The sequence below is a fragment of the Thiosulfatihalobacter marinus genome, from assembly GCF_016019955.1.
GTDB lineage: Bacteria > Pseudomonadota > Alphaproteobacteria > Rhodobacterales > Rhodobacteraceae > Shimia > Shimia marinus_A.
Genome location: NZ_JAECRZ010000001.1, coordinates 64525 through 91370, shown reverse-complemented (window position 1 = coordinate 91370; position 26846 = coordinate 64525). Strand labels below are relative to the sequence as shown.

Sequence of the window (26846 nt, the reverse complement as noted above, 5' to 3'; positions counted from 1 at the left end):
GCGATCCGCTGCTGTTACCCGGCCCGCCGATACTGCCATGCAGCCTGAACCAAGGGACGAAAGCGATGAACAAGCCGATCTCCATCCGAAAGGCGCAGGGCAACTGGACCGTGCGCGCCGGAGGCGCCGTTCTGGGAGAAAGCGCCAATGCCCTGGAACTGTGCGAAGGTAACTATGATCCCGTGATCTATTTTCCGCGCGATGACATTGCCATGGCCTTTCTGGACAACTCCGACCACAGCACGCATTGCCCCCACAAGGGCGACGCTTCGTATTTTTCGATCGTGACGAAAAGTCAGACCATCGCCAATGCGGCCTGGAGCTATGAAAATCCACTGAAGGATGCCGCGCGCATCAGGGATCACATTGCGTTCTCCAAAAGCGATCTGGTGACGGTCGAGCGGGTCTGACCGGACCCTGCTTTGTTCGGGGCGGCGCTGTCCGGCCGGATCAGCTGTGCTCTTCCGCAGCGGTTGCGGCCAGAGCCTGGTTGTAGGCGCGCAGTGCATCCACGTGGAACAACGCCCCCAAAAGCTCTGGCGGATCTCCTTCTGTGCGCGTCAACACCACCGGAACGAACGGCACATCTGTCGCCTCCAACAGCGGCATGGCACTTTCCAGCGTCGCGTTGCTGTCCACATAGGTTCCCTCGCCGATCATCTCCCAGCACATGTCCTCGGGCGCGGCGCGCGGATCTTCTGACGCGCGCATCACCCGCGTCACGCGGAACATGCTCAGCAAATAGGCCTGCGGGCCGGCAGCCACATGCACATTGCGTCGCGCCAACTGAGTCAGGAAGAACGACCGATCCACCAGACGCGATCCCAGCGCGGTCGAAATCGACACCGACACCATCACCGCCAATCCGGTCTGCCAGTCTCCGGTCAGTTCGAACACGATCAATGTGGTGGAAATCGGCGCGCCCAGCACCGCAGCGGCCACCGCGCCCGTCCCGGCCAGAGCATAAAGTGTTGCCGTACCCGACACGTCGGGAAACACCGCTGTCGCGATCATGCCAAAGGCCAGGCCTGTCAGCGCGCCCAGCATCAGAGAGGGCGAAAACACGCCGCCGCCCATGCGCCCGGCCATGGTGATCGACACGGCCACCACCTTGAGCACGGCGAACACGATCGCCTCGTGCAACACAAGCTGCCCCGTCAGTGCGGCAGAAGTTGTTTCATATCCCACGCCGATAACATGCGGAAACCATATCGCCAGCACGCCCAGCAAGGCGCCCGATACTGCGGGCCTCAGCCATCGCGGCATCCTCAGCCCGTCCTGAACATGGTTGGCCATGTCCTCGGCCCAAAAGATCGTCCACATCAAGGCCACCGCGACAAGCCCGCTCAGCCCCCCAAGCAGCAGAAAGGCAGGCAGTTCCTGGTAAAACTCCAACGCTGATGCCGCGGGCAGATAGAATTCGGTCACGTCCCCGAATTCCAGCCGGTTGATCACCGTTCCGGCCACACTTGCGATCACAATCGGAGCAAAGGCGTGCACCGCGAAATGGCGCAAAACCACCTCCAACGCGAACAAGGCCCCGGCGATGGGCGCGTTGAAACTTGCCGACACGGCGGCGGCCACGGCGCAGCCCAACAGATCGCGCCCGGTGATACCGTCGGCGCGGATACGGTTGCTGACCCAGCTGGCGATCACTCCGGCGATATGCACCACCGGCCCTTCCCGGCCCGTGGATCCGCCCGAGCTCAGCGTAATCAGCGACGCCAGCGCCGAAGCCAGACCCTCGCGCACCTCAACCCGACCCTTGTGCAGCGCCGCGCCCTCGATGACATCGGCCACTGACCGCACCCGGCCATCCGGCGTAAACCGATGCAGGATCAGCCCAACCGCAAGCCCGCCGACTGTTGGAATGATCAACAACATGTACCAGGGCATCGACTCGGCAAAGCTGTGCAGCCGGTTCAGGTCATCCGTGCCATAAAGGCTGGATTGCAACCAGGTGATGCCCTTGCGAAATGCCAGCGCTGCAAATCCCGCCGCGATGCCGATCATCAGTGCGATCAGCCAGAACTGAAACTGGCTCGGCCCCTTGTGCACCAACACATTCCAGCCGCCCTTGCAGGTATGGGCCGCCTGACGCGCGCTTTCTGACAGGAAAGATCCGACCGACTTTGCCATGCCGCCCCGACTGGTTGGGAGTTTGTTCAAGCTGTAGCGGAAATTCCGCGCACGAGCAAAGCGTTAACCCTGTTCCCCTGAACGCAGACCATCAACACCGGCCAGACAACCCTAGCCCAGCAACGCCTTTGCTGCGGCGCGGGCCTCGTTGGTGATCGTATCGCCCGAAAGCATCCGGGCGATCTCGTCCACCCGATCGTCCGCCGACAAGGGCACCACCCGGCTTAGCGTCTGCCCGCCAGTCACCGCTTTCTCGACCCGCCAGTGATGCGCCCCCAGCGCCGCCACCTGCGGTGAATGGGTCACGACCAGCACCTGGCCTTGCCCTGCCAGAGCCGCCAGCCTGCGCCCTACGGCATCGGCCGTAGCGCCGCCCACGCCCCTGTCGATCTCGTCAAAGATCATGGTCAGGCCGCCCACATCCTGTGTCAGGCACACCTTCAGCGCCAACAGGAACCGGCTCAATTCCCCGCCCGAAGCGATTCTGGCCAGGGGTCCGGCCGGTGCACCGGGATTCGTGGCCACGACAAATTCCACCTGGTCGCGCCCGTCCGGGCCGGGCTCGGCCACACTCAGGCGGGTTTCGAAAACAGCGCGCTCCATCTTCAGCGGCGCCAGTTCCGCCATCACCGCCTTGTCCAGCCGGCCCGCCGCTTGCCTGCGCCTTTGACAAAGCGCATCGGCGGCAATGTCATAGCCTTTCCCGGCATCGGCCAATGCGGCGCGCAGCCCGGCGATATTGCCTTCTCCGGCATCCAGCGCCGCCAGCCGCGCCCGCAAATCTTCCGCAAATGCGCCCAGCTCATCCGGCGTCACACCGTGTTTGCGCGCAAGTCCACGCAACGCAAACAAGCGCTCCTCGGTTTCTTCCAGCTCATGCGGGTTGAAGACCAACGCCTCAAGGCATCGCTCCACTCCGTCCACAGCCTCGCCAAGCTCGTTCAGGGATCGTTCCAACGCCGCCAGCGGCCCGTTCAGCATCCCCTCGGTGCCGTCAACGGCGCTCTCCAGCCAGCGAAGCGCATCGCCCATGGCCCCCTCGGCCCCTTCAAGTCCCAACGCCATATGCGCCCGCGCCACGGTCTCGCGCAATTTTTCCGCGCCCTGCATCATCCGCCGGCGGCTGTCCAGTTCGGCCTCTTCTCCCGGCTGTGGGTCCATCGCATCCAGTTCACCCACCGCATGACGCAGGAAATCTTCTTCCGCCCGTGCTGCATCCAGCGCGGCCTCGGCCTCGGCCAGCGCCTTGCGCGCCGCCGCCATCGCACCCCATGCCGCCCGGGTTTGCGCCCGCTCCGCACCGGTTTCGGCAAAACTGTCCAGGACTGCCCGGTGACCGCGCGGATTCAACAACCCGCGGTCATCATGCTGCCCGTGCAGCTCGACTAGGGTCTCTGAAAGCAGGCGCAGAACCTCACCCGAACAGCGCCGGTCATTCACCCAGGCGGTCTTGCGCCCGTCACGGCTGTTGACCCGGCGCAGAACCAATTCATCGCCCACCGGCAATCCCGCCTCGTCCAGAATGTCGTGCGCGGCATGTCCGGCGGGCAGATCGAACACGGCGACAACCTCGCCCTGATCCGCCCCGCTGCGCACCAGTTCGGCCCGCCCCCGCCAGCCCAGAACGAAACCCAGCGAATCCAGCAGGATTGATTTGCCGGCGCCAGTTTCGCCGGTCAGCACATTCAACCCCGGCCGGAACTGCAATTCCAGCCGGTCAATGATCAGCATGTCCCTGATATCAAGCGTGCGCAGCATCCGCGCTCTTCCCCAAACCGCGACCGGTTACAGCCACTTGCCCTGAACCGTCTGGCGATAGACCCGGCTCAGCCAGTTGTCGCCCTTCGCACGTGGCTTCAGCCCCTGTTCGGTCAGCAACTTGAAACTGTCCTGATACCAATCGGTCGACTGGAAATTGTAGCCCAGGATCGCCGCGGCGGTCTGCGCCTCGTCGGTCAGACCCAGCGCCAGGTAGGATTCGACAAGCCGGTGCAGCGCCTCTGCGGTGTGCGTGGTCGTCTGGAAATCTTCCACCACTATCCGGAATCGCTTGATCGCCGCCGCATAGTGATCTCGCCGCAGATAATAGCGACCGATTTCCATTTCCTTGGCGGCCAGCTGATCGAACGCAAGATCGAATTTCAACATCGAAGACCGCGCATACTCGGTGTCGGGGTAAAGCTCGATCACCTTGCGAAGCTCCTGCAAGGCCTGGAATGTCAGCCCCTGGTCCCGACCGACCTCGTCAATCTGGTCATAATAACTCAGCGCCAACAGGTATTGGGCATAGGCGGCATCGTCATCCGCAGGGTAGAAATCAATATAGCGTTGCGCTGCTGCGCGCGCTTCGGGATACAGCTTGCCCTTGTGATAGGCAAATGCCTGCATGATCAAGGCGCGCTTTGTCAGCTCCGAATAGGGATAAAGCCGTTCAACCTCCGAAAAGAAAAACGCGGCGTCCTCACCCTTGCCACGGCTCAGCTCGTATTCGCCCCGCTGATAGATCTGCTCGGCAGTAAACCCTTCCAGCGAAACATCGCCGCGCTTGGCCCGTTCCGCTGTGGATGTTGAACACGCTGCCAGCACCGCCAGCACCAGTACCAATCCGACAGAACGAATGCGCACCCCCATGCCTGCCATGCTGCTCAACCTCTTGCTTTGCGGCGGGCAAACCCCACCCTTTGACAAGCTGTTAGCATAGAAAATTCCGGTGCAAAACGTCTTTGGCGGCTTTTGTGCACCAAGGGTCAGGCGACAGCGGGGATTTCCGCCGCGTGCACGCCCGCGCCCGGTAATCTTGCCGCCTGTTCAGGGCTGCATTCCACGAACCGCCAGGCGGCCGGGTCGGCGAAAAGCGTCCGCAACAACTCGTTGGTCAGCGCGTGACCGGCACGAATACCGGTATACCGGCCCAGAATGGGCGCACCCGCCAAGGCGAGATCGCCCAGCGCGTCCAGCATCTTGTGGCGCACGGCTTCGTCCTGGTGGCGTAGCCCACCCGGCGTCAGCACCGTATCGCCGTCCACGACGACCGCGTTATCCAACGTGCCCCCCAAAGCCAGCCCGTTTGCGCGCATCGCCTCCACGTCTGCCCGACGGCAAAAGGTGCGACTGTCACTCAATTCGCGGACAAAACTGCCATTGGCCATTGTCAGGCACTTGGATTGACGCCCGATCGCGGCGTCATCAAAATCAATGTGGAAATCGATGCGCAGTTCCGTGTCCGGCGCCAGCTCGGCGCGGGCTTCTCCCCGGGTCACGGCAACCGGTTTCAATACCTCGATCGCACGCGCTGGAACACCTTGGGAAATGACCCCGCCCCGCAGGATCGCGCGAACGAATTCCGCCGCGCTGCCATCCATGATCGGCACTTCCGGGCCATCCACCTCGATCAGGGCGTTGTGCACGCCACAACCCGCCAGCGCGGCCATGACATGTTCGATTGTCGAAACCGAAACGCCGGCATCGTTCAGCACCCGTGTGCACAGCGCCGTCTGCTCGACCGCGTCCCATCGCGCAGGAATCATCGCATCGCCCAGCAGTATGTCGGCACGGCGGAACCAGATCCCGTAATCGGCCGAGGCCGGATGGATGGTCATGCGCGCCGGGGCGCCTGAATGCAGGCCCTTGCCGGAAAAGCGGATCGATGATTTCAGCGTTGCTTGCACTGTGTTCCCCAGTTGCCAAAGTTGCCAAGGCGCTCCCCATTGCGCCGCACCCTTGAGGTAGTCGTTTCACATGTGCATCACAATTCAATCTTTGTAACGGCCTGAAACATGGCTGAAACAAATCGGCGAAACCCCGCCAACCCCAATCCAACCGACTGATAACCAATAGAAAAGGGCCGCGACTCGCGCGGCCCAATCTAACGTGTTCCTGCCGGAAAAATCAGTTCGCCTGGCGACGCAGGAAGGCCGGGATTTCGATCCGGTCCTGATCTTCTTCCTCGTGGGCTTCCGGCTCGGGCGCGGCCATGCTGGGCTGCTGGCGCACCGCTTGTGCGGGGTGGCCTTGTGCCTCGGACCCATGGCCCGTCATGCGATTGATCAGCGAGTTGATACCAAATCGTGCGCGCTCTTCCGGTTGCGGCTTTTGCGCCATGGGTCGTGGGGCCGGCGCCGCGGCAGGGGCCTTGTCCACCGCCGCCTTCAGGCGCTCGATCATCTGTGGTGTCGGCGTCCCGGCCGCAGGCCGCCGCGGCGCCACGAATTCCTCGGGCTCTTCTTCCACCATTTCCGGTTCGAACGCCTGCACCGGGGCCGGCTGATAGGCCGGCGGCGGCAGATCATCATCGCGCGCCGCCGGTTCGAAAACCGGCGCGGCAACCTGCTCTTCCTCGAAGATGTCTTCCATCTGATCTTCGGCGGCGGCTCTCTGGGCATCCAGATCCGAGAACAATGTCGGCTCTGCGACAGGCGTATCCGCCACATAGACAGGCGGTGCGCTGTCTTCAGCCTGGTGCGCCGTCTCTTCGGCGGTTTCCTGCGATACCTGCTGGGTCAGCGGCTGTTTCATCGACCGGCGCGGGATCGGCATTGGCGAAGTCACTTCGGCCGCGTCAATCCCCGTGGCCACGACCGAAACGCGCATCGCGCCTTCCATATTATTATCCATGGTCGAGCCAACGATGATATTGGCGTCCGCGTCCACTTCCTCGCGGATGCGATTGGCGGCCTCGTCCAGTTCGAACAGGGTCAGGTCGTGCCCGCCGGTGATATTGATCAGAACACCCTTTGCGCCACGCAGGCTGATTTCGTCCAGCAGCGGGTTGGCGATCGCCTTTTCGGCGGCCTGAATGGCGCGATCCTCGCCCTCGGCCTCGCCGGTGCCCATCATCGCCTTGCCCATCTCGTCCATCACGGCACGCACATCGGCAAAGTCGAGGTTGATCAGGCCAGGGCGCACCATCAGATCCGTCACCCCCTTGACGCCCTGATACAGCACATCGTCTGCCATCGAAAACGCCTCGGTAAAGGTTGTCTTCTCGTTTGCAAGGCGGAACAGGTTCTGGTTGGGAATGATGATCAACGTGTCGACCATCTTTTGCAGGGTTTCAACACCCTCTTCCGCCTGGCGCATCCGCTTGGCACCCTCGAACTGGAAGGGCTTGGTCACGACGCCAACGGTCAGCACCCCCAATTCGCGGGCGGCTTGCGCGATGATCGGCGCTGCACCGGTTCCGGTGCCACCGCCCATGCCGGCCGTGATAAAGCACATATGCGCCCCGGCCAGGTGATCCACGATCTGTTCGATGCTTTCCTCGGCGGCAGCCGCGCCGACACTGGCGCGCGCCCCGGCACCCAATCCTTCGGTTACTTTCACGCCCAGTTGGATACGGCTCGTCGCATCGCTTTGCTGAAGCGCCTGCGCATCGGTGTTGGCCACAACGAAATCGACGCCGTCCAGCTCTTTCGCGATCATGTTGTTAACCGCATTGCCACCGGCTCCGCCGACACCGAAAACGGTGATACGGGGTTTCAGGTCCGCCTCGTCGGGCATCGTCAGATTCAATGTCATGGAACTGTCCGCCTGTTGTTTTACCCGCTTCGCGGGGGTTATTTCTGCCTACTCAAGCCCATTATTAGCCGTGCTTTACTGAATCGTCATCCAAAAAAGGCATTTTTACCGCAAAATATGGGGGGAAAAGCCCATATTCCGGCGGCATCTTGCCAGTTTTCACATATTTTGCGGCTCACGCGGGTCGACACACAACAACATCTGACGCGCCACACCCCGACACGGCGTGCGCTCAATTGGATCTGACATGTTTCAGAGGCCCGCTGCCCGGCTCTCCTGCCCGCCCTTTTCGGACGTGTTGGCGCCCAGTTTATCGCGATCCGTGGGCGCCGTCACCCGGAAAAAGCGCGCACGTTTCTACCAATTGTCCCGGAACCAGCGCACCGCGCGGCGCAGGCTGCGCCCCGGATACCGCTCCACCGGCAGTTCGAAATCCCACCATTCGTCCTGGGGATGGGTGGCGAAAAGGCACATGCCGACGGCGCTGGCAAATCCCGGCCCCGTCGCCGCCTGCGGAAGCCCATGCACGCGCATCGGACGGCCCAGCCGTACCTGCTGACCCAAAATCTTGCTGGCCAGCCCGTCAAGCCCCGGAATCTGGCTGCCGCCACCGGTCAGCACGATCTGCTGGCTTGGCAGATGATCAAAGCCGGCAACGTCCAGCCGCGCCCGCACCTCTTCGAGGATCTCCTCGACCCTGGGCCGCATGATCCCGATCAACTCGGCCCGGCTGACCGAGCGCCGGTCATGTTCCCAATCGCCGGTATCGCCCTCCAGCTCGATCATCTCGCGGTCGTCCATTCCGGTGGCCACAACGCCGCCGTAAAACGTCTTGATACGTTCGGCTGTCGCCTTGGGCACCTGCAAGCCCATCGAGATGTCTCCGGTCACATGTTCCCCGCCCATGCGTACGGCATCGGCATAGATCATGTGCTTTTTCATGAAGATCGAGATGCCGGTCGCTCCGCCGCCCATGTCGATACAGGCCGCGCCAAGCTCCTGCTCGTCCTCCACCAGCGCCGAAAGCCCCGAAACATAAGAAGACGATGCAATCCCGGCCAGCTCCAGGTCACAGCGCTTCACGCAATGCGCCAGGTTCTGCACGGCGGCCTCATCGACAGTCAGCATATGCATGTCCGTGGTCAATCGCTGCCCCATCTGCCCACGCGGATCGCCCAGACCAGACCGGTGATCCAGCGCAAAATTGACCGGCTGGGCGTGCAGAACCTCGCGGTTCGCACCGAAATCCGGGGCGTCACAGGCCGCCAGCACGCGCGCGACATCCTGCTCCGTAACCACGTGCCCCTCAAGGTCGATGCTCCCGTCCAACCCATAGGAACGCGGCTCGGCTCCGGCAAAACAGGCGATCACGTGGTCCACCCGGATCTTGGCCATTTTCTGGGCTGCCTGAATCGCGGTGCGGATCGCGCGTTCGGTTTCCTGCATCGCGTTGATTTCGCCAAACCGCACCCCGCGCGACCGCGTCGTCGCCGCCCCGATCACCCGGAAACCGCTTTGCCCGGCCATCGGGCCAACACCGTCCATCTCTGCAAGCTTGTCGCTGCCGTCAAACCGCAACACAAGGCAGGCAATCTTGGAACTACCCACATCCAGAACCGCGACAACGCCTCGCTGCATGGCCGCCTTGCGCATGTTGCGCATCGCTCTCTGGGATTCGTAAAGCTCGATCATTGCTGCAATTTCCCCAATGTCATCTGGCTGATCCGCCACCAGTCTTCCGCCGCTGCCTCGGCCAACCGGATCGTCGGTCGCGCCGCAAGCCGCATATCCACAACCAAAAGATCGCGCTCCAGCATGTCCTGTGCCTCGCTCAACGCGATCACCCGTTCCAGCGCCTGCACGGCACCGGTTTCCGGCAGCAGGATGCGCTGGTCGCGATCCAGCACCGCATCCCATCGCCGCTCGCCCACGCGCACCAGGCCCCGGATACGGCCTCTCAGTGGCCCTGCCGCGGCGTATAGCTGCAAGGCTTCCTTCACAGCGCGGTCCGCACCGTCACCCGCCATCAGCGGCAGGTCAGGATACAGGCCCCGCGCCCGGGCCGGGCCGGTCACATAGCCTTGCCGATCCACCAGATCGAGCCCGTCATACGTGCGCCACAAAATTACCGGGTCGCGCTCTGTCACAAGAATTTGCAGGATACCGCCCGGCTTTACCCGCACCGCCGATCGCGCGATCGCGGGAAGCTCCGAAATGCGGGCCTGAATTTCGTCCAGTTCCAGATCAAAGGAACTGATGGGGAAATCGATCGGCATGATCTCGCGAATATCTTCGGCAATGCCCTTGGACGCGCCATCGATCGCCATGGCGCTGACCATGAATTCCGGGCGTGTGGCGACTTCGGTTCGCAGGTCGTTATAGGCCATCACCAGCCGATCCCGCCGATCCTGATCCATCAGCCACACAAGCGACATCCCGGCCACAAGCGCAAAGGGCAGCACAAACCGCAGCCCGAACCGGAACAGCGGCGTCAGCATCAACCGCTCCAGCCGGTAGGCCCAGCGCGACGGTGCCGGATCCGGGCGCGAGCCTATCGGTTGCACGAGGCGTCCTCCACGATCCAGCGGCATAATTCAGGAAATCCGATGCCCACCTGTTGCGCCTGCTCCGGCACCAGCGATGTCGGTGTCATGCCCGGCTGGGTATTGGTCTCCAACAGGATCAGCCCCGCCAGCCCCCGCGCCTCGTCCCAGCGGAAATCGGTCCGGCTCACACCACGACACCCCAGCGCGCGATGCGCCCGCAGCGCATAGTCCAGACACGCATCGTGAATCTCCTGTGGGATGTCCGCCGGCACCACATGGCGCGATCCGCCCTCGGCATATTTCGCGTGATAGTCATACCACCCGTCCGTCAGGATATCCGTGACCGTCAGGGCCCGGTCTCCCATCACCGTCGTGGTCAGCTCGCGCCCCGGTGCATAGGCTTCCACCATCACATGTTCGGGCATGTCCTCGGAAAGCCGCGGCGGGCCGTTGCTTGCCTCGGTGACGATGTAAATACCAACCGAGCTGCCCTCGTTGTTGGGCTTCACCACATAGGGCGGGTCCATCACATGGCGCGCCGCCACATCGGCCTTTGTGCGGATGATGCTGTCCACCACCGGCAAACCGGCAGCCCGATACACGTCCTTGGAGCGTTGCTTGTCCATCGCCAGTGCCGAGGCCAGAACGCCGGAATGCGTATACGGCAGACCCATCCACTCAAGAATGCCCTGCACGCAGCCGTCTTCGCCCCATCGGCCATGCAATGCATTGAAACAGACATCCGGCCCGATCCCGTCCAGGCGCACAGGCAGATCGCGGCCCGCATCGACCTCGACCACTTCAATTCCCGCTTCCCGCAGCGCGGCGGCGCATTCACGCCCTGTCGATAGCGACACCTCCCGCTCAGCCGAGAAGCCGCCCATCAATACCGCCACTTTGGGGTTTGTCCTGCTCGACATACCCAAATGTGCCTCAATGTCCCGGGCGTTCGGAGGCTTTTCCGCCTCTCTGGGCCCTGTTTTTATCGTTCTTTTTCCGGCCCTTGATGTATTCTGTGGCCGGGATCACTCCGCCGCCGGTTCTCCGACGCGCATGATTTCCCACTCTAGCTGTATTCCGCTGTTTTGGAAAACCCTTTTTCTCACCTGCTCGCCCAGTTTCTCCAGGTCTGCGGCCGACGCGCCACCGGTATTGATCATGAAATTCGAATGTTTCTCGCTCATCTGCGCGCCACCCACGCGCGCGCCGCGCAACCCGGCATCATCGATCAGCTTCCAGGCTTTCAGATCATGCACGTCGTCGGCCTGCCCCGTGCTGGAAAACCCGCTCGGGTTGCGAAACGTACTGCCGGCAGAACGCTCGCGGGTGGGTTGCGTCGCGTCCCGCTTGTCCAACTGCGCCTGCATCCGCGCCACAAGCTCTTCGGCATCGCCACCCGGACCCTCGAAAACCGCCTCGATCAGAACCCAGCCCTCGGGCAGGTCGGTCTGGCGATAACGGAACTTCAGATCATCCGCCGTCAGGGTCACAATTTCACCAGCCCGCGTCACCGCACGCGCCTCGACAAAGACATCCGCGACATAGGTGCCATAACATCCCGCATTCATTCGCACCGCCCCCCCCACGGCGCCGGGTATGGTGCGCAGAAAGGTCAGGTCGATCCCCGCTTGCGCCGCCTTGCGCGCCACATGCGCATCCAGCGCCGCCACGCCCGCGCGCACCCGGTTTCCCTGAATCTCAATACCATTGAACCCGCGCCCCAGTCGCACCACCACAGCGCGCAAGCCGCCATCCCGCACGATCAGGTTGCTGCCCACACCCATCGGAAACACCGCCACATCGCCGGGCAGCGCCCGCAGGAAATCGGCCAGGTCATCGGTATCGGCGGGCTGAAACAGCCAGTCCGCCGGGCCACCAACCCGCAACCATGTCAGCCTGTCCAGCGCGACATGCGCGGTCAGCTTGCCGCGCGGGGTGGGCATGTCGATCATCGGGTCTGCTCCTTGCGGTCGTGTCATCCGGCGCGGAACCGATACAGAACTCGCCCGGCTCGGGCAAGATCAGGCACCGCCCCGCTTGCGCCGCGCCCGCGCCCGCCCAAGGGCAAAGGCCGCCCATCCCAGTGCCGAGGCCGCCGCCAGCCCGCCAATCGCCCAGAACCGGTATCGCAGCAATTGGTCAAGGTCTCCCACCTGGTCCGGCGCACCTATCACCTTCAACACTTCGGCGGTCGCCAGCAGCAACGCCAAAAGCGACAACAGGATCAACTGCGCCCGCATCAGCACGTCGCGCTGGCCGTAATATCCCTTGGCAAACCCAAAGGCCGGAAAAACCAGAGCGGCGAACCAGATCAACGCGTTCAACCCCAGGGCAAGGTCCAGCATCATCCCAATTGCCTCCGGATCCAGCGTGTCAGATAAATCACCGGCCAGCGCATCACCCAGGCCGCCATCACCAGAACCAGCAAAGCCATCCAGATCCCATTTTGAACAGCCACCCCGATCAGGATCGGTACACCTATGGCGATCATGCCATAGGCAAAGCGCCACAGATTGTCCCGCGACGGAAACATCGCGCGCACATTCGCCGCCAGCAACCATAACAACGCAAGCGTCAGCGACAGGCTCATCCGATCTCCTCCCGGTCCCGCAAACCGCGTGCGCGGCGATAGACATAGATCAGCGGCCGGCGGAACATCGACACGAACCCGAACAGCGCCGCGCCGCCCAGCCATGCGCCCTGCTGCCACCAGATCACGCCGATCAACACCGGCGCCGCGACAAGCAACACAACACCCGGCGCATATTGCCGCCGCATCGGCAACATCGCCACTCCCGCGGCGGCGATGACCCAAAACGCGGCTAGGATCAGCGCAATATTCATGGCCACACTCCCAGATTCAGCGCCAAAGCACCGCCCGACAGGACGAACCCTGCCACCGGCACCGCCATCGGCACCCGAAACGGCGCTTCGCCCCCCCTTCGTTTCAACAGGATCAGGGCCAGATTGACAATCACGAAGACCGCCAAAAGGATCGACGCCGTCGCCTCGGCCAAAACGGCCACCGGCAAGGCCAGCGCCCCGGCGATCACACAGGCGCCCACCAGAACCGTCGCCAGGACCGGTGTGCCCCGGCGGGGATGGGCGTGATGGAACACGCGCAATCCCGCGCTGCGCTTGCCCAGTCCAAACAACACCCGGCTCGCCATGACAATCTGCGCCAGAACCCCATTGAGCGCCGCAAACACCGCGATCGCCGCCAGAAACCGCCCCTCTCCGCCACGCCCCGCCTGCCAGACAAGCGCCAGCGGCTTGTCACTGAGCGCCAGCACCCCCTGCGGAACCGCCCGAACCGTGGCCAGCGTCACCAGCGCATAAATCAGCGTCGTCACACCCAGCGCGATCAGGATGGCGCGCGGCATGGTCCGTTCCGGTTTCGAGACCTCCTCGGCCATGTTCACGATGTCTTCGAACCCGATAAAGGCGAAAAACGCCAGCACCGCGCCCGCGCTCACACCGGCCCAGGCAATTTCGGGCGGCGCCTGCCAGTCGCTCACCGGCGGCGCGCTCATCCCGGCCCAGACCACCAGGCCCAGCCCGATCAGCTCGATCACCGTGAACAGCGCGGCAAGCGACAGGCTCTCCATCACGCCCCAGGCCGCCACAGCCGTCAACAGCGCACCCAGAACAATGATTGCCGCCAGATCCGGCACCTCCAGCACAACCAGCAGATACCCCACCCCGCCCCGCAGAACCGCCGCCGCCGAAATCATGCCCGTAGCCACGATGCCCAGACCAACCAGAACCGCCAAAGTCTGGCTGTTGAACCCCTCGTAGACAAAGGCCGCCTCCCCCGCGGCCTCGGGAATGCGTGTGCTCAGTTCGGAATAGCTCAATGCCGTCGGCGCCGCCACCAACCCGGCCAGCAAAAAGGCCAGCGGCGCCCAGATCCCGGCATCCCCGGCCACAGCCCCCACCAGCAGATAGATGCCCGCGCCCACCATGACGCCAACCCCGTAGGCCGTCAGCAAGCCCAGTCCAATTCGCCGTTTCAGATGCTCCGCCACGCCCCGCCTCTGCCCCGCCCTGTATTCATTGTTCCACAAATACTCTCGCCGAAGGCATCCGCAATCAACTGAAAAGCGCCGCCTCGCGGGCCTATTCCAGCCGCTTTGGCAAATTGTTCGCCCAGGCACTGATCGTACCGGCGCCAAGACAGACCACGATATCCCCGGGCCGCGCGGCGTCGCGCACCATGTCCGAAAGATCGTCTTCGCTGTCGATGGCACGGGCGTGCCGATGCCCATGTGCGATCAGACCGGCCACCAGATCGTCCCGGCTGGCCCCGGCAATCGGCTCCTCGCCGGCGGCAAAGACCTCGGCGATCCCCACAATATCAGCCTCGTTGAAACAGGCGCAGAAATCCTCGAACAGCGAATGCAGCCGCGTGTAGCGGTGCGGCTGATGCACGGCGATCACCCGCCCCTGTTCGCCAATCGCCTGACGCGCGGCCTTGAGAACGGCGGCAATCTCGACCGGGTGATGCCCGTAATCATCGATCACCGGCACACCGCCCATCACTTCGCCCACCTTGGTGAACCGCCGGTTCACCCCTCCGAACGCCGCCAGCGCCTCGCGAATTTCCGCCTTCTTCATGCCCAGATGGCGCGCCACCGCCACGGCACTCAGCGCGTTGGACACGTTGTGATCCCCCGGCATCGGCAGGGTGCAGCCCTCAATTACGCTGCCCTCGCTCTGCAAGGCAATGTCGAAATGCGCCACGCCGCGCTCGTAGCGCAGGTTCACCGCGCGTACATCCGCCTGAGCGTTGAACCCGAACGTCACCACCCGCCGATCCGTGATCCGCCCGACCAACGCCTGAACCTCGGGGTGATCGGTGCAACATACCGCCAGCCCGTAAAACGGAATGTTGGAAACAAATTCGTGAAACCCGTCGCGCAGGTTCTCGATCGTGCCCCAGTGCTCCATGTGCTCGGGATCGATATTGGTGACAATCGCGATCGTGGCGGGCAACCGGTTGAACGTCCCGTCGCTCTCATCCGCTTCGACGACCATCCATTCGCCAGCACCCACCCGCGCATTGCTGTCATAGGCGTGGATGATCCCGCCATTGATCACCGTCGGATCGAACCGGCCGTGATCCAGCAAGGCAGCCACCATGGTCGTGGTGGTGGTCTTGCCATGGGTTCCGGCCACGGCAATATTCGACTTCAGCCGCATCAGTTCGGCCAGCATTTCGGCCCGGCGCACCACCGGCAATCCGCGCAGGCGCGCCTCGTCCAGTTCGGGATTGCCCAGCTTGATCGCCGACGAGATCACAACCACCTCGGCCCCTTCCAGGTTTTCCGCCTTCTGCCCCAGGAACAGCGTCGCCCCGCGCGCCACCAGGCGATCAGTGATCTTGCTGGTCTTCAGGTCCGATCCCTGCACCACATAGCCGTGGTTCAGCAGCACCTCGGCAATGCCCGACATGCCGATCCCGCCAATACCCACAAAATGGATCGGCCCGACATCCCCGGGCAGTTTGGTTGCAGCATTCATGACTCAGTTTTCCTTGCTTGCCAGCATTTCCACCAGCGCCACCAGGTTTTCCGTGGCGTCGGGCTTGCCCACCGACAGCGCCGCGTTTGCCATCTGGCTCGCCCCCTCGGGGTTGGACAGTATGTTCACGATCTGCCTTGTCAGCGCCTCGACCGTCAATTGGCTTTCCGGGATCAGGATCGCCCCCCCCGCCTTGACCAAACCACGCGCATTGGCGGTCTGGTGATCCGCGGTGGCAGCGGCGTAGGGAATCAGGATCGACGGCCGTCCGATCACGCTGATATCCGCCACGCTCGACGCGCCCGAGCGTGAAATCACCAGTTGCGCCTCGCTCATCCGTGCCGGAACGTCATTGAAAAACGGCTGCACCTCCGCCGAAATCCCCTGTTGTGCATAAAATGCCGTCACCCGGTCGAAATCCTCGTCCCGGGCCTGATGGCTGACGCGCACGTTGCGCCGCAGCCCCTCGGGCAATGCCGCAATCGCCAACGGGACCGTATCGCTCAGGATGCGCGCGCCCTGAGAGCCGCCGATCACCAGGATCGACACCGGGTATTCCCCCGGCGGGATATAGCCCGATGCCGCGCGTTCCAATACCGCCCGGCGCACCGGATTGCCGGTATGGGTGCCCTCCACCCCTTCTGGTAACGCGGTTGGCCAGGTTCCACAGGCCACACAGTCGACGCGACCGGCAAATCTTGCGTTCACCCGCCCCAATACACCGTTTTGCTCATGGATCATGCGCGGCAACTTCAGCAACCAGGCCGCGCCGATGGCCGGGATGCTCGGATAGCCGCCAAAACCGACGACCACTTCCGGGCGGTCCCTGCGAAACATCATGACCGCCGCCAAAACGCCGCCAAGAATTCGCAGCGGCACCATGAGCCGGGCCAAAGCTCCGCCCCGCGCAAAAGTCGCGCTCGCCACTTCCTCGATTTCTACCGTGTGCGGAAACCCACCCGTGTAACGCGCCCCGCGCGCATCCGTGCTCAGCTTCACGCGCCAGCCCTTGTGCAGCATCACCTCCGCCAGCGCCTGCGCCGGAAACATGTGCCCCCCGGTGCCGCCCGCCGCGATCACCAGCAATGGCTGTTTGTTCATCTGACATGTCCCCGCAGTATATCCCCGATCTCGCCCTGAGGCCGGCTGCGGGTAAACGCCAGAATCATGCCAACTGCAATCCCCCCCGCGATCAGCGAAGAGCCCCCGTAGCTGACGAAAGGCAAGGTCATGCCCTTGGAGGGCAAAAGCCGCACGGCAACGCCCATGTTGATCATCGCCTGCACGCCAAAAATGGCCACCAGCCCGGTGCCTGCCAGGCGAATGAACGGGTCACGCTCCCGCATCAGTCGGAAATAGCTGCGCAACACGATGGTGGCGTAAAGCGCGATGATACAGAACACCAGGATCAGGCCATATTCTTCCGCGGCAACGGAAATAATGAAATCTGTATGCGCGTCCGGCAGGCTCCACTTGACCTGCCCCTCGCCGACACCCACACCAAACAGGCCACCTTCGCGAATGGCATTCGTCGCGTATCCGATTTGCGTTGTCGGATCGAGCGAACGATCCAGAAACCCGTCAATGCGCCGGGCGAAATGCTCGGAATTGTTATAAGCGAACTGCGCCAGCGGATAGATCGCCAGCAATATTCCGCCGATCAGAACCATCGGCGCGCCGCTGACGAAATACATCACCGACCACCCAAACAGGATCAATGCCGCCTGCCCGAAATCGGGCTGCATCGCCAGCATCACCACGATCGTGACCATCAACAAAAAGGACCAGGTTCGTCCCGGCGGGCCGTTGATCTCTTCATTGGCCGCCATCAGCCAGGCCGCCACCACCACAAAGCCAGGCTTGAGGAATTCCGAAGGCTGAACCGAAGCAAATCCCAGCGAATACCAGCGCATCGCCCCCTTGCCGTAATCCGTACCCAGAAATGGCAACAAAGCGGTCGCCACCAACGTGATAATGAATCCAAGCACCGCAAGGCGCCGCACCAATCGAGGCGACATCATGGACGTGATCAGCATGGCCACCAGGGCGGCCCCGCCAAAAATGACTTGTTTCTTGACATAGTAAAACGGCTCGAACCCGTTTTTTGCGGCCAACGGCGGCGATGCCGCCATGCCCAGAAGAATGCCGATTCCGAATAGCAAAAGGATGGACGTAACCGTCCATTTGTCCAGCGTCTGCCACCATTTCGGTAGAACCGGCTCACGCTCCCTCGCAGGCAGCGCGCCATAAACCATCTCTGTCATCGGAATCCGCCGATCTCTGCCTCATTGATGCCCGTTAACCGGGTCTGGGTCCGATTCTATCACCGAACCCCGCCCTTGCAAAGCGCCTTGCATCTTATGCGCAAAAAAGGGGGCCAGCCCCCTCTTGGCCCATGGCCAATTCACCCCCGGGATATTTCTCGCCAAAAGAAGGCGGATCGCACACGGTTCTTCTTTTGGCTGAAAATATCCCGGGGGAGTCGCCATCGGCGACGGGGGCAGCGCCCCCTTGACCCGCTGCCGTCCTTGCGGCAGGTCGCGATCATGGAATATGACACCATCATCCTGGGGGCCGGCGCAGCCGGCATGATGTGCGCCGCGCATTCCGGCGGGCAAACGCTTGTGATCGACCATGCGCGCGCGCCGGGCGAAAAAATCCGCATTTCGGGCGGCGGGCGTTGCAATTTCACCAACCTTCACACCGGCCCGGAAAACTTCCTGTCGCAGAACCCGCATTTCTGCAAGTCTGCGCTCTCCCGCTATACCCAGTGGGACTTCATCGACCTCATCGCCCGCCACGCCATCCCCTATCACGAGAAGACCCTCGGCCAACTGTTTTGTGACAGAAGTGCCAGGGACATCATTACGATGCTCCGATCTGAAATGCAGTCTGCGGGCGCTGAACTCTGGCTTGACACACATGTGCGCGCCGTCGCCCACGATGGTCACGTGTTTCGTGTCACTCTGGAGCAGCACGGCAATCGCCGGACCCTGACCGCGGAAAACCTGGTGCTGGCCACGGGCGGCAAATCGATCCCCAAGATGGGGGCAACCGGGCTTGCCTATGATATCGCGCGCCAATTTGGCCTGCCGATTGTACCCACCCGCGCCGGGCTTGTGCCATTCACATTCCCCGATGGCCGGTTCAAACCCCTGACCGGCGTCGCCCATCCGGTGCGCGCCATGGCCGGCGGCCCCGGCTTTGACGAGGCCATGTTGTTCACCCATCGCGGCCTATCCGGTCCGGCCATGCTGCAAATCAGCTCCTACTGGCGTGAAGGCGACGCGATCTCGATCAACCTCTTTCCCGATCACGATCTTTTTTCGGAGCTGCGCCTGCGCCGCCGGTCCGAGGGGCGGCGTAATCTGTCGACCATTCTCTCGCAGCTTCTGCCATCCCGGCTGGCCGAACACCTGTCGCGTGACCTGGGCCTGACCGGCAATCTCGCGGACCAGAGCGATGACGCATTGCGCGCCCTGAGCGACCAATTGACCAATTGGCAATTGCGCCCGTCCGGTACCGAAGGTTATCGCACCGCCGAAGTCACCCTGGGCGGCGTCGATACGGATGCGCTTGACTCGCGCACGATGATGGCGCGCGATGTGCCGGGGCTTTATGTGATCGGCGAAGCGGTCGATGTGACCGGCTGGCTGGGCGGGTTCAATTTTCAGTGGGCCTGGTCTTCGGGCTGGGCCGCCGGCACCGCGATCCGCGCGCGCTAAGTTCCGGTTTGGCGTCTGACCTGTGTCACGAAATCCTCGCCGCGCCGCTCGAAACTGTCATATTGGTCGAAACTTGCCGCCGCCGGGGCCAGCAGCACCGTGTCGCCCGGTTCGGCCTCTTCGACCGCGCGCGCCACGGCCTGTTCCATCGTGGTACAAACCTCGGCCTCGATCCCCTTGAGTTGCATGGCAAAGCCGGCCGCCTCGCGCCCGATCACATAGGCCTTGCGCACCGCGCCCGCGTGACCGGCCAAATCTCCCAGCCCGCCCTCTTTTTCCAGCCCGCCACAGATCCAGCGGATGCTGGGGAATGCCCCCAGCGCCTTGGCCGCCGCATCCACGTTGGTCGCCTTGCTGTCATTCACATAGGTCACGCCGTTCGCTTCGGCCACGATCTGGCTGCGATGGGGCAGACCGGTAAAGCTGGCAAAAGCCTTTTCGATCATCCTTGGCCCCAGCCCCAGCGCGCGCGCCACCGCATAGGCGGCACAGGCGTTCTGGTGGTTATGCGCGCCTGGCAGGCCCCGGATGGCGCGCAGGTCGATCGCCCCCAGCTGACGCCCCTTGCGCCACTCGCTCAGAAACCCCTTGCGCGCGCCCACTTCCCAGCCCGCGCCGCCGGGCTTGCGCCCCGACACCACGCGGATCACCCGGTCATCGCCCGGCCCTTCGGAAAGCTGGTTGGCAAGGTACTGGCCTTCGATTTCGTCCACACCGATCACCGCGCGGTCCGGCCCGCCCTCGGCGAACAACCGTCGCTTGGCCGCGAAATAGCCGCCCATCCCGCCATGCCGGTCAAGGTGATCGGGCGACAGGTTTGTAAACACCGCAATATCCGGGGTCAGCGCGCGCGCCAGGTCCGTCTGGTAGCTCGACAGTTCCAGCACCACCACCTCGCCATCCTCCGCCGGTTCCAGGTCCAGCACCCCGCGCCCGATATTCCCGGCCAACTGGCAACGCCTGCCGGTCGTGCTCAAAACATGATGGATCAGGGCGGAGGTGGTCGATTTGCCATTCGACCCCGTCACCGCCACCACTTTGGGCGACACGTCATAGCCGTCCCAGTCACGCGTGGCGAAAGACCGGAAGAACAAACCGATATCATTGTCCACCGGCACGCCGGCGGCCAGGGCGGCGGCCACAACCGGGTTGGGCGCAGGGAACAGATGGGGAATGCCCGGGCTGACGATCAGCGCCGCAAGCCCCTCCATTGCCCCCGGTGCGGAAAGGTCGGAACAGTCAAACCCATCCGCCCCGGCGCGATCGCGCGCGCCCGGATTGTCGTCCCAGCAGACCGCCTCGGCCCCGCCGGCCCGCAAGGCGCGCGCCGTTGCCAACCCGGACCGCCCCAAACCCAGCACCGCCACCCGCGCGCCCCGATATCCCTGAACCGGAATCATGCTCTGCCCCATCATTATCTGCACCCAAACCTAGCCCGCGCCCCACAGGCGGCACAAGCCGCGGACCCGCCTTTACCAGTGAGAAAAAAAGTTGCGGCATTTGCCGCGCGGCTCTGATAGTGTCCCGCGAAAGACCCGGAAAACGGCCCGATACCCATGAGCAGCATGCCCAAGATCGACGACACACTGCGCGAAAAGATCATCTCGCAGCCCGATGTGATTCTGGAAGACCGCGATCTGATGCGCGCCCTGATCGCAGCCAATGAAAAAACCATGGGCGGCAATATCGTCGATCTGCGCGGCATTGCGATGGAACGTCTCGAGGCGCGGCTGGACCGGCTAGAAGACACGCACCGCTCGGTGATCGCGGCCGCCTATGAAAACCTTGCCGGCACCAATCAGGTGCATCGCGCCATCCTGCGAATGTTCGACCCGGTGGATTTCGAATCCTTCCTGCACGATCTCGGGGGCGAGGTTGCCGGCATTCTGCGTGTCGACGCCGTGCGCCTTGTTCTGGAATCCGGCGAAGACACCCAAAACGACGACGCAATCCAAAGTCTGGGTGACGTGCTGGCCGTGGCCGAACCCGGCTTTATCGAGAATTACCTGACCGGCGGGCGCAATGTGCCCCTGCGCCAGGTGACATTGCGCCAGATCCAGACCGGGGTGGAAAACATCTATGGCGAGCAGGCGGACTGGATTCGCTCCGAAGCCTGTCTGAAACTGGATTTCGGCACAGGGCGCCTGCCCGGATTGCTGGTGATGGGCGCCGAAGACCCGCATCACTTTACGCCCCAGCAGGGCACCGATCTTCTGGCCTTCTTCGCGGGGGTCTTCGAACGGGCCATGCGCCGCTGGTTGTCGTGATCAGCCCGGCCGCCATATCGGCGGTTGACGCATTCCTCGCGCAGCGCGCGGCCCTGTCGGGCGCATCCGAAAACACGCTCAAGGCCTATCGTGGCGACTTGCTGGAATTCCTGGGCTTCATGACCGGTCACATGGGCGGGCCGCAGGGCTTGGCGCCGCTTGCCCGCATCGGCGTGCCCGACATGCGCGCCTGGATGGCTCAGGCACGTGGGACGGGGCTTGGCGCGCGTTCACTTGCGCGCAAGCTTTCGGCGGTCAAGAGCTTTTATCGCTGGCTGGCCGAACGGGAAGGGTTTGAACCCACGGCTGTTCTGTCGGCGCGGGCACCAAAATTTCAGCCCAGGCTGCCCCGCCCCCTGGCCGAAGATGCCGCGCGCGCGGTGATCAACACGGTCGAGTTGCAATCGGACAAGGGATGGATCGGAGCCCGCGATACGGCCGTGGTAACGTTGCTTTATGGCTGCGGTCTGCGCATCTCCGAGGCGCTGGGTCTGAAGGGGCGCGACGCGCCCCTGCCCGCGGCGCTGCGGATCGTCGGTAAGGGCGGCAAGGAACGGGTTGTGCCGGTGATCGACGCGGCGCGCGAAGCCGTGGATGCCTATCTGCGGCATTGCCCTTTTGCCGCCGAGCCTGACGCGGCACTGTTTCGTGGCGCGCGCGGTGGCGCGCTGAATCCGCGCCAGGTGCAGAAGGTGATGGCGCAGACCCGGATGCAGCTGGGCCTGCCCGCCACCGCCACGCCGCACGCGCTGCGTCACAGCTTTGCCACGCATCTTCTGGCGGCGGGGGGCGATCTGCGCGCGATTCAGGAATTGTTGGGCCATGCGTCGCTGTCCACCACCCAGACCTATACCGAGGTCGACACGGCGCGGCTGATGGATATCTACAACCGCACCCATCCCAAGGCGTGACACGCCCGGTGGCTCAGCAAAGCTGAGCCTTGGGGGGGCGCTGCCCCCGTCGCCGGTGGCGACTCCCCCGCGATATTTCAGGCCAAAAGAAGATCGGGGTCCTGTCAGACCCGCCCGGTGGGAATGACCTCATAGCCGGGTTCTTCGGGCTCGTCGTCGCGCATTTCGGCCGGAAAACCAGGTGCGCGGATATCCAACCCTGTCGCCTCTTCCAGCCGCCGGATGATGTTGGGCGACAGCTCGCGTGCGCCATAGCGCGCGATACCGTCATCGAAGATCCGCATCATCAGCGGGTTCATTTCCAGCGGCACCCCGGCGCGGTCGGCGACCTGCTGGAACAGGCCGATATCCTTTTTGACAAGATCCATGGTGAAGCTGATGTCGCGGGATCCGTTCAGGATCACCTGGCTTTCGGTTTCATGTACAAAGGATGTTCCCGAGCTGATCCTGATGGCCTCGTAGGCGGTGTTCAGGTCCATCCCGGCGGCTTTGGCCGTGACCAGCGCCTCGGCGCAGGTGATCAGGTTGGCGGTGGCCAGGTAGTTCGTGACCACCTTGAGGATCGAGGCGGAGCCAAGTTCGCCGGTATGCAGGATACGCCGTCCCATCGTGGTCAGCAGCGGCAGGATCCGCTCGAACGTAGCCCGGTCGCAGCCTGCGAAGATCGAGATATTGCCGGTATCGGCCCGGTGACAGCCGCCGGACACCGGACAGTCCACCGCCGCGCCGCCCCGTTCGATGACCAGCGCGCCCAGCCGCTTGACCTCGGCCTCGTCGGTCGTGGACATTTCCATCCAGATCTTGCCCGGCCCCATCTCGGGCAGCATTTCCTGAAGTACCGCGTCCGACGCCGCCGGCGAGGGCAGGCAGGTGATCACCGCGTCGCAATGGCGCATCATCTGTGCCGGGCCCTGCGCGGCGGTCGCCCCGTCGGCAACCTTTGCCGCCACCAGATCGGCGTCCAGATCATGCACCATCAGGGACATGCCGTTGCGCAAGAGGCTGCCGCTCAGCTTGCCGCCTACATTTCCAAGCCCGATAAAGCCAATCTTCATGCCACAGTCTCCCGGTTGTTTTCATCACATTGAGCAAGCCATTCGCGACCTGTCATGCCAGCTTGCGACATGGTGAACATTATGTCTGAAACACCCGTCCGGGCGCGTCCCCGGCCACGGGCGCGCCGCTCAGCCGCGCCATGTGCCAGGCCAGGGCGGCGTTGGAACCGAATACCGGCTTGCCCAGTTCCGCCTCCAGATTGTCGATCACATCCAGAGTGCGCAGGTTCGTACAGCTCAGGAACACCGCCTCCACATCATCGTCCCGGCCCACCTCGAGCGCCGCCGCCCGCACCGAGCCCGCGTCGATCCGCGCCACCCGCGCTTCTCCGGCTTCGCCGAAAGACACTGTTTTCGCCACCGCGATGCCGCCCGTTTCGAACGCGCGGCACACCGGCCCCGAAACTTCGCCCACATAGGGCGTCACCACGCCCAGACGCGCCACGTTCAAGGCCCGGCACGCCGCCAGCGCAGCGGTCAGCGGATCGCTGACAGACCTGGTTACAACCCCCTGGCGCACCAGCGCCGCCACCCGTTCGGCGCCGATCACCGTCGTGCCGGAGGTGCAGCCATATCCCACCGCGTCAAACGGGGCATCCGGCGGCAACAGCCCGGCGGCGGCGGGCAAGGTTGCCTGCATCGCGCCCAGCGTATCGGGCGTCACCTCGTCACCGCTGGGCACCCGGCTGACATACAGCGCCACATCGCGGGACGGAAACAGGCGGCGCATGTCCTGTTCCAGCGTCTCGTCATATTTCAGCACGATCAGCCCCAGGGTCGCCCGCGTCCCGATCGGTCCGGTCATCGAAAAGGGAAAATCCGCCATCATGTCAACTCCGGCAAAGCTTCGGGCGCGCGGGCCGACAACAATTCGGCCCCATCGGCGCGCAGCACGATGTTTTCCTCGTGCACCTGGATCACCCCCGGCGCGATCTCCACCCCCGGCTCCAGCGTCAGCACCATGCCCGCGCGCAACACGGTGGTGTCATGCGCGGTGAAACTCGGCCATTCCGTCAGCGTGATCCCAAGCCCATGCCCCAGCCGCCCGCCACCCGGCACCGTGCCCCGCGCCGCCAACTCCCGTATGAACTGCCCGTGCACGTCGCGCGCCAGCATCCCCGGGCGCAGATCCCGCAGAACCGCCCCGGTGGCCGCATACAGCGCCCCATAGGCCCGCTTTGCCGTGTCATCGGCCGGCCCGATTGCCCAGTTGCGGTCAAAGTCGCAGAAATAGCCGTCGCGCACCGCGCCGGTATCCAGCATCAGCACATCGCCGGCCTGCAACGGCCTTGAACCGGCGGGCGAAATCACGTCGCCATACCCGCCCGGCCCGGCGCCACCGGCGGTATAGGCCACCCAATCCGCGCCCTCCTCCAGCAGCACCCGCTGGAAATCGCGGAACACCCGCTCCAGCGGCACGCCCGCGGCGGCATATTCGCCCACGCGGGCAAAGGCCCGGTCCGCCACGCCACAGGCCGCGCGGATCCTGTCGATCTCGGCCTCGGACTTGATCTCGCGCACCCGCTGAACCGCCGCCGTGCCGTCCACGAACCGGCGCGGCGCAATACGCGCCGCCACATCCGCGTAATCCGCCAGTGGCATGCGCAACTGGGTCTCCAGCCCCATCGGGACACCAATTTCCCCGCCCTCCGGCACCAGCCCCGCCAGCGCATCCGCCAACAGGCTGACCCCGTCATCGCCCGGAAACGGAGCATCCCAGCACCGGATGTCGCTCAGCCATGTCTGCCCCATCAGGGCCGCGCCGATGGACGGGATCACCGCCACCGGATCGCCCGTACCCGGCACAACCACGAACCAGGGCCGCGCCGGACTTTCCCAGAACCGGGTCAGAAAACCGGTCACATAGAACACATCCGCCGCCGATGTCAGCAGCAGCGCATCCAGCCCGTGCCGCGCCATTTCACCCTGCAACGCATCGCGCCGCCGGTGAAACTCGGCCTCGGGAAAGCCGCGCTCAGCCATCCTCCGGTCCCTCGCTCAGGAAACACAGCACCCGCGCCCCGGCGCCGATCCCCGCCACCCCCGACAACAGCGCCGCCAGCCCCGCGCCGCCCGATGGTGTGGTGGCCAGCCCCGCCGCTGCCAGCGGCGCCATGGCCGCCTCTGCCTCGGCTTCGGTAATCGTGACAAACACATCCGCATCCCGCGCCAGCCCGTCCAGCGCCACCATCGAGCCAGTCTTGCAATCCAGCCGCCCCATTGCCGACACCGGGCCCTGCGTATCCACCAGCCGACCGGCGCGAATGCTTTCGATCAGCGCAGGCGCGGCCTCGGGCTCGACCACGACAATCCGCGGCCCCGCGCCCCAGACCTGCCGCGCATATCCCGCAACCGCCGCCGCCAGCCCGCCAACACCGGCCTGCAACAGGATATGCGTCGGAGCCGCGCCGATCTGCGCCGCCGCCTCCGCGGCCATTTGCAGATATCCTTCCATCACCCGGTATCCCGGACCGGTCATGCCCTCCCAGGTGCTGTCGCTCAGCAAGGTCCAGCCATTGGCATCCGCATCCGCCGCGGCGGCGCGCATACTGGCTTCGTAATCCGCGCCCGCACGCACCACCCGGGCGCCCTGCGCGCGCAGGCGGGCGGCAAAGGCGTCCGGCACGGTCCCGGCCAGATAGATCACCGCGTGCGCGCCGAACACCCGCGCCCCGGCGGCAACCGACATGCCGTGATTGCCCGCGCTTGCGGTTGCATAGGTGCGCCCCTGCAACCGATGCTCCCATGGGCCGGTGCCCACTTGATCGGCGTCATGGGCGATGCAATAGGCCGCCCCCAGCGCCTTGAAACTGCCCAAGCCCATGCGCCCGCGTTCATCCTTGATCCAGACCGCGCCCACACCTGCCGCGCGCGCCAGGGCCGGGCTTTGCGTCAGGGGCGTTTCGCCATGCGCCGGGCACAGCGCCAGCAACCGCGCCACCGCGCCCGCATCCCCGCTGGGATGCAATGCGCCCGTGCGCCCCGGCAGGCCCTCGCCGCGATACGGGTTGCTCATTATCTCGACCATTGCTGCGCGCTCCGTTCTGATGCCGTCAGCAGCCTGCCAGAGATCGCCAACCCGCGATAGGGCCAAACCCGGCGCCCCCATGCCGCCAGCCACGAAAAAGGGCGCGCCCGGCAAGGCGCGCCCCTGATCTGCTGT

The 26846-nt window shown here is 64.1% G+C and carries 25 protein-coding genes; 4 read left to right on the top strand and 21 right to left on the bottom strand.

The window, feature by feature from the left end; genetic code table 11:
* The first annotated feature begins 65 nt into the window (after positions 1–65).
* Positions 66–410 (top strand): DUF427 domain-containing protein, encoded by a 345-nt coding sequence (locus tag I3253_RS00425; RefSeq protein WP_197915649.1) that lies wholly within the window; start codon positions 66–68, stop codon positions 408–410.
* Positions 411–450: 40 nt separating this feature from the next.
* On the opposite strand, the gene I3253_RS00420 is transcribed toward I3253_RS00425, so the two are convergent.
* From I3253_RS00420 to ftsW, 16 genes are all read right to left on the bottom strand, one after another.
* Entirely contained in the window at positions 451–2139 is a 1689-nt protein-coding gene (locus I3253_RS00420; RefSeq protein ID WP_197915648.1) for a chloride channel protein, read from the bottom strand.
* A gap of 111 nt (positions 2140–2250) precedes the next feature.
* Positions 2251–3897: a DNA repair protein RecN gene (gene recN, locus I3253_RS00415; protein WP_197915647.1), complete on the bottom strand. Its 1647-nt coding sequence runs from the start codon at positions 3895–3897 to the stop codon at positions 2251–2253.
* Between the two features lie 27 nt (positions 3898–3924).
* Complete coding sequence (locus I3253_RS00410; RefSeq protein ID WP_197916146.1) at positions 3925–4779, bottom strand: outer membrane protein assembly factor BamD; 855 nt, start codon at positions 4777–4779, stop codon at positions 3925–3927.
* A gap of 107 nt (positions 4780–4886) precedes the next feature.
* Positions 4887–5807: a UDP-3-O-acyl-N-acetylglucosamine deacetylase gene (gene lpxC, locus I3253_RS00405; protein WP_197915646.1), complete on the bottom strand. Its 921-nt coding sequence runs from the start codon at positions 5805–5807 to the stop codon at positions 4887–4889.
* A gap of 220 nt (positions 5808–6027) precedes the next feature.
* Positions 6028–7656 (bottom strand): cell division protein FtsZ, encoded by a 1629-nt coding sequence (gene ftsZ / locus I3253_RS00400; RefSeq protein WP_197915645.1) that lies wholly within the window; start codon positions 7654–7656, stop codon positions 6028–6030.
* Between the two features lie 357 nt (positions 7657–8013).
* The gene (gene ftsA, locus I3253_RS00395) at positions 8014–9348 is read right to left on the bottom strand and encodes a cell division protein FtsA (RefSeq protein WP_197915644.1); all 1335 of its coding nucleotides are present in this window, start codon (positions 9346–9348) and stop codon (positions 8014–8016) included.
* The gene (locus I3253_RS00390; RefSeq protein ID WP_332255660.1) at positions 9345–10220 is read right to left on the bottom strand and encodes a cell division protein FtsQ/DivIB; all 876 of its coding nucleotides are present in this window, start codon (positions 10218–10220) and stop codon (positions 9345–9347) included. Before I3253_RS00390 ends, ftsA begins: the two co-directional genes overlap by 4 nt.
* Entirely contained in the window at positions 10208–11128 is a 921-nt protein-coding gene (locus I3253_RS00385; RefSeq protein ID WP_197915642.1) for a D-alanine--D-alanine ligase, read from the bottom strand. The genes I3253_RS00390 and I3253_RS00385 overlap by 13 nt, the downstream gene beginning before the upstream one ends.
* A gap of 99 nt (positions 11129–11227) precedes the next feature.
* Positions 11228–12154 (bottom strand): UDP-N-acetylmuramate dehydrogenase, encoded by a 927-nt coding sequence (gene murB / locus I3253_RS00380; RefSeq protein ID WP_197915641.1) that lies wholly within the window; start codon positions 12152–12154, stop codon positions 11228–11230.
* 69 nt (positions 12155–12223) lie between these two features.
* Entirely contained in the window at positions 12224–12550 is a 327-nt protein-coding gene (locus I3253_RS00375; RefSeq protein WP_197915640.1) for a hypothetical protein, read from the bottom strand.
* Positions 12547–12792: a DUF2484 family protein gene (locus I3253_RS00370; protein WP_197915639.1), complete on the bottom strand. Its 246-nt coding sequence runs from the start codon at positions 12790–12792 to the stop codon at positions 12547–12549. Before I3253_RS00370 ends, I3253_RS00375 begins: the two co-directional genes overlap by 4 nt.
* Positions 12789–13046 (bottom strand): DUF2484 family protein, encoded by a 258-nt coding sequence (locus I3253_RS00365; RefSeq protein WP_197915638.1) that lies wholly within the window; start codon positions 13044–13046, stop codon positions 12789–12791. The genes I3253_RS00370 and I3253_RS00365 overlap by 4 nt, the downstream gene beginning before the upstream one ends.
* The gene (locus I3253_RS00360) at positions 13043–14230 is read right to left on the bottom strand and encodes an APC family permease (protein WP_197915637.1); all 1188 of its coding nucleotides are present in this window, start codon (positions 14228–14230) and stop codon (positions 13043–13045) included. Before I3253_RS00360 ends, I3253_RS00365 begins: the two co-directional genes overlap by 4 nt.
* 91 nt (positions 14231–14321) lie before the next feature.
* A complete protein-coding gene (gene murC / locus I3253_RS00355) occupies positions 14322–15725 on the bottom strand; it encodes a UDP-N-acetylmuramate--L-alanine ligase (RefSeq protein ID WP_197915636.1) in 1404 nt (467 codons plus the stop codon).
* Positions 15726–15728: 3 nt separating this feature from the next.
* A complete protein-coding gene (murG, locus tag I3253_RS00350) occupies positions 15729–16826 on the bottom strand; it encodes an undecaprenyldiphospho-muramoylpentapeptide beta-N-acetylglucosaminyltransferase (protein ID WP_197915635.1) in 1098 nt (365 codons plus the stop codon).
* Positions 16823–17989, bottom strand: coding sequence for a putative lipid II flippase FtsW (gene ftsW / locus I3253_RS00345; protein ID WP_197915634.1), 1167 nt, complete (start codon positions 17987–17989; stop codon positions 16823–16825). Before ftsW ends, murG begins: the two co-directional genes overlap by 4 nt.
* Positions 17990–18271: 282 nt before the next feature.
* Between ftsW and I3253_RS00340 the strand changes: the two genes are divergently transcribed.
* On the top strand, positions 18272–19450 hold the full coding sequence (locus I3253_RS00340) for a BaiN/RdsA family NAD(P)/FAD-dependent oxidoreductase (protein ID WP_197915633.1): 1179 nt from the start codon (positions 18272–18274) through the stop codon (positions 19448–19450).
* On the opposite strand, the gene murD is transcribed toward I3253_RS00340, so the two are convergent.
* Entirely contained in the window at positions 19447–20850 is a 1404-nt protein-coding gene (murD, locus tag I3253_RS00335) for a UDP-N-acetylmuramoyl-L-alanine--D-glutamate ligase (RefSeq protein ID WP_197915632.1), read from the bottom strand. The genes I3253_RS00340 and murD overlap by 4 nt on opposite strands.
* A gap of 156 nt (positions 20851–21006) precedes the next feature.
* Here murD and I3253_RS00330 point away from each other — a divergent pair, with 156 nt between their 5' ends.
* Together I3253_RS00330 and I3253_RS00325 are read left to right on the top strand one after the other, a co-directional pair.
* The gene (locus tag I3253_RS00330) at positions 21007–21717 is read left to right on the top strand and encodes a DUF484 family protein (protein ID WP_197915631.1); all 711 of its coding nucleotides are present in this window, start codon (positions 21007–21009) and stop codon (positions 21715–21717) included.
* Positions 21705–22628 carry a tyrosine recombinase XerC gene (locus I3253_RS00325; RefSeq protein ID WP_197916145.1) on the top strand — a complete coding sequence of 308 codons (924 nt, stop codon included), beginning with the start codon at positions 21705–21707 and terminating at the stop codon, positions 22626–22628. The genes I3253_RS00330 and I3253_RS00325 overlap by 13 nt, the downstream gene beginning before the upstream one ends.
* 104 nt (positions 22629–22732) lie before the next feature.
* Here I3253_RS00325 and I3253_RS00320 read toward each other — a convergent pair whose 3' ends face one another.
* From I3253_RS00320 to I3253_RS00305, 4 genes are all read right to left on the bottom strand, one after another.
* Positions 22733–23683, bottom strand: a complete 951-nt coding sequence (locus tag I3253_RS00320) for an NAD(P)-dependent oxidoreductase (RefSeq protein WP_197915630.1) — start codon at positions 23681–23683, stop codon at positions 22733–22735.
* 79 nt (positions 23684–23762) lie between these two features.
* Positions 23763–24509 (bottom strand): maleate cis-trans isomerase family protein, encoded by a 747-nt coding sequence (locus tag I3253_RS00315; RefSeq protein WP_197915629.1) that lies wholly within the window; start codon positions 24507–24509, stop codon positions 23763–23765.
* A complete protein-coding gene (locus I3253_RS00310; protein WP_197915628.1) occupies positions 24509–25666 on the bottom strand; it encodes a M24 family metallopeptidase in 1158 nt (385 codons plus the stop codon). Before I3253_RS00310 ends, I3253_RS00315 begins: the two co-directional genes overlap by 1 nt.
* A complete protein-coding gene (locus tag I3253_RS00305; RefSeq protein ID WP_197916144.1) occupies positions 25659–26711 on the bottom strand; it encodes a pyridoxal-phosphate dependent enzyme in 1053 nt (350 codons plus the stop codon). The genes I3253_RS00310 and I3253_RS00305 overlap by 8 nt, the downstream gene beginning before the upstream one ends.
* Positions 26712–26846: the final 135 nt, after the last annotated feature.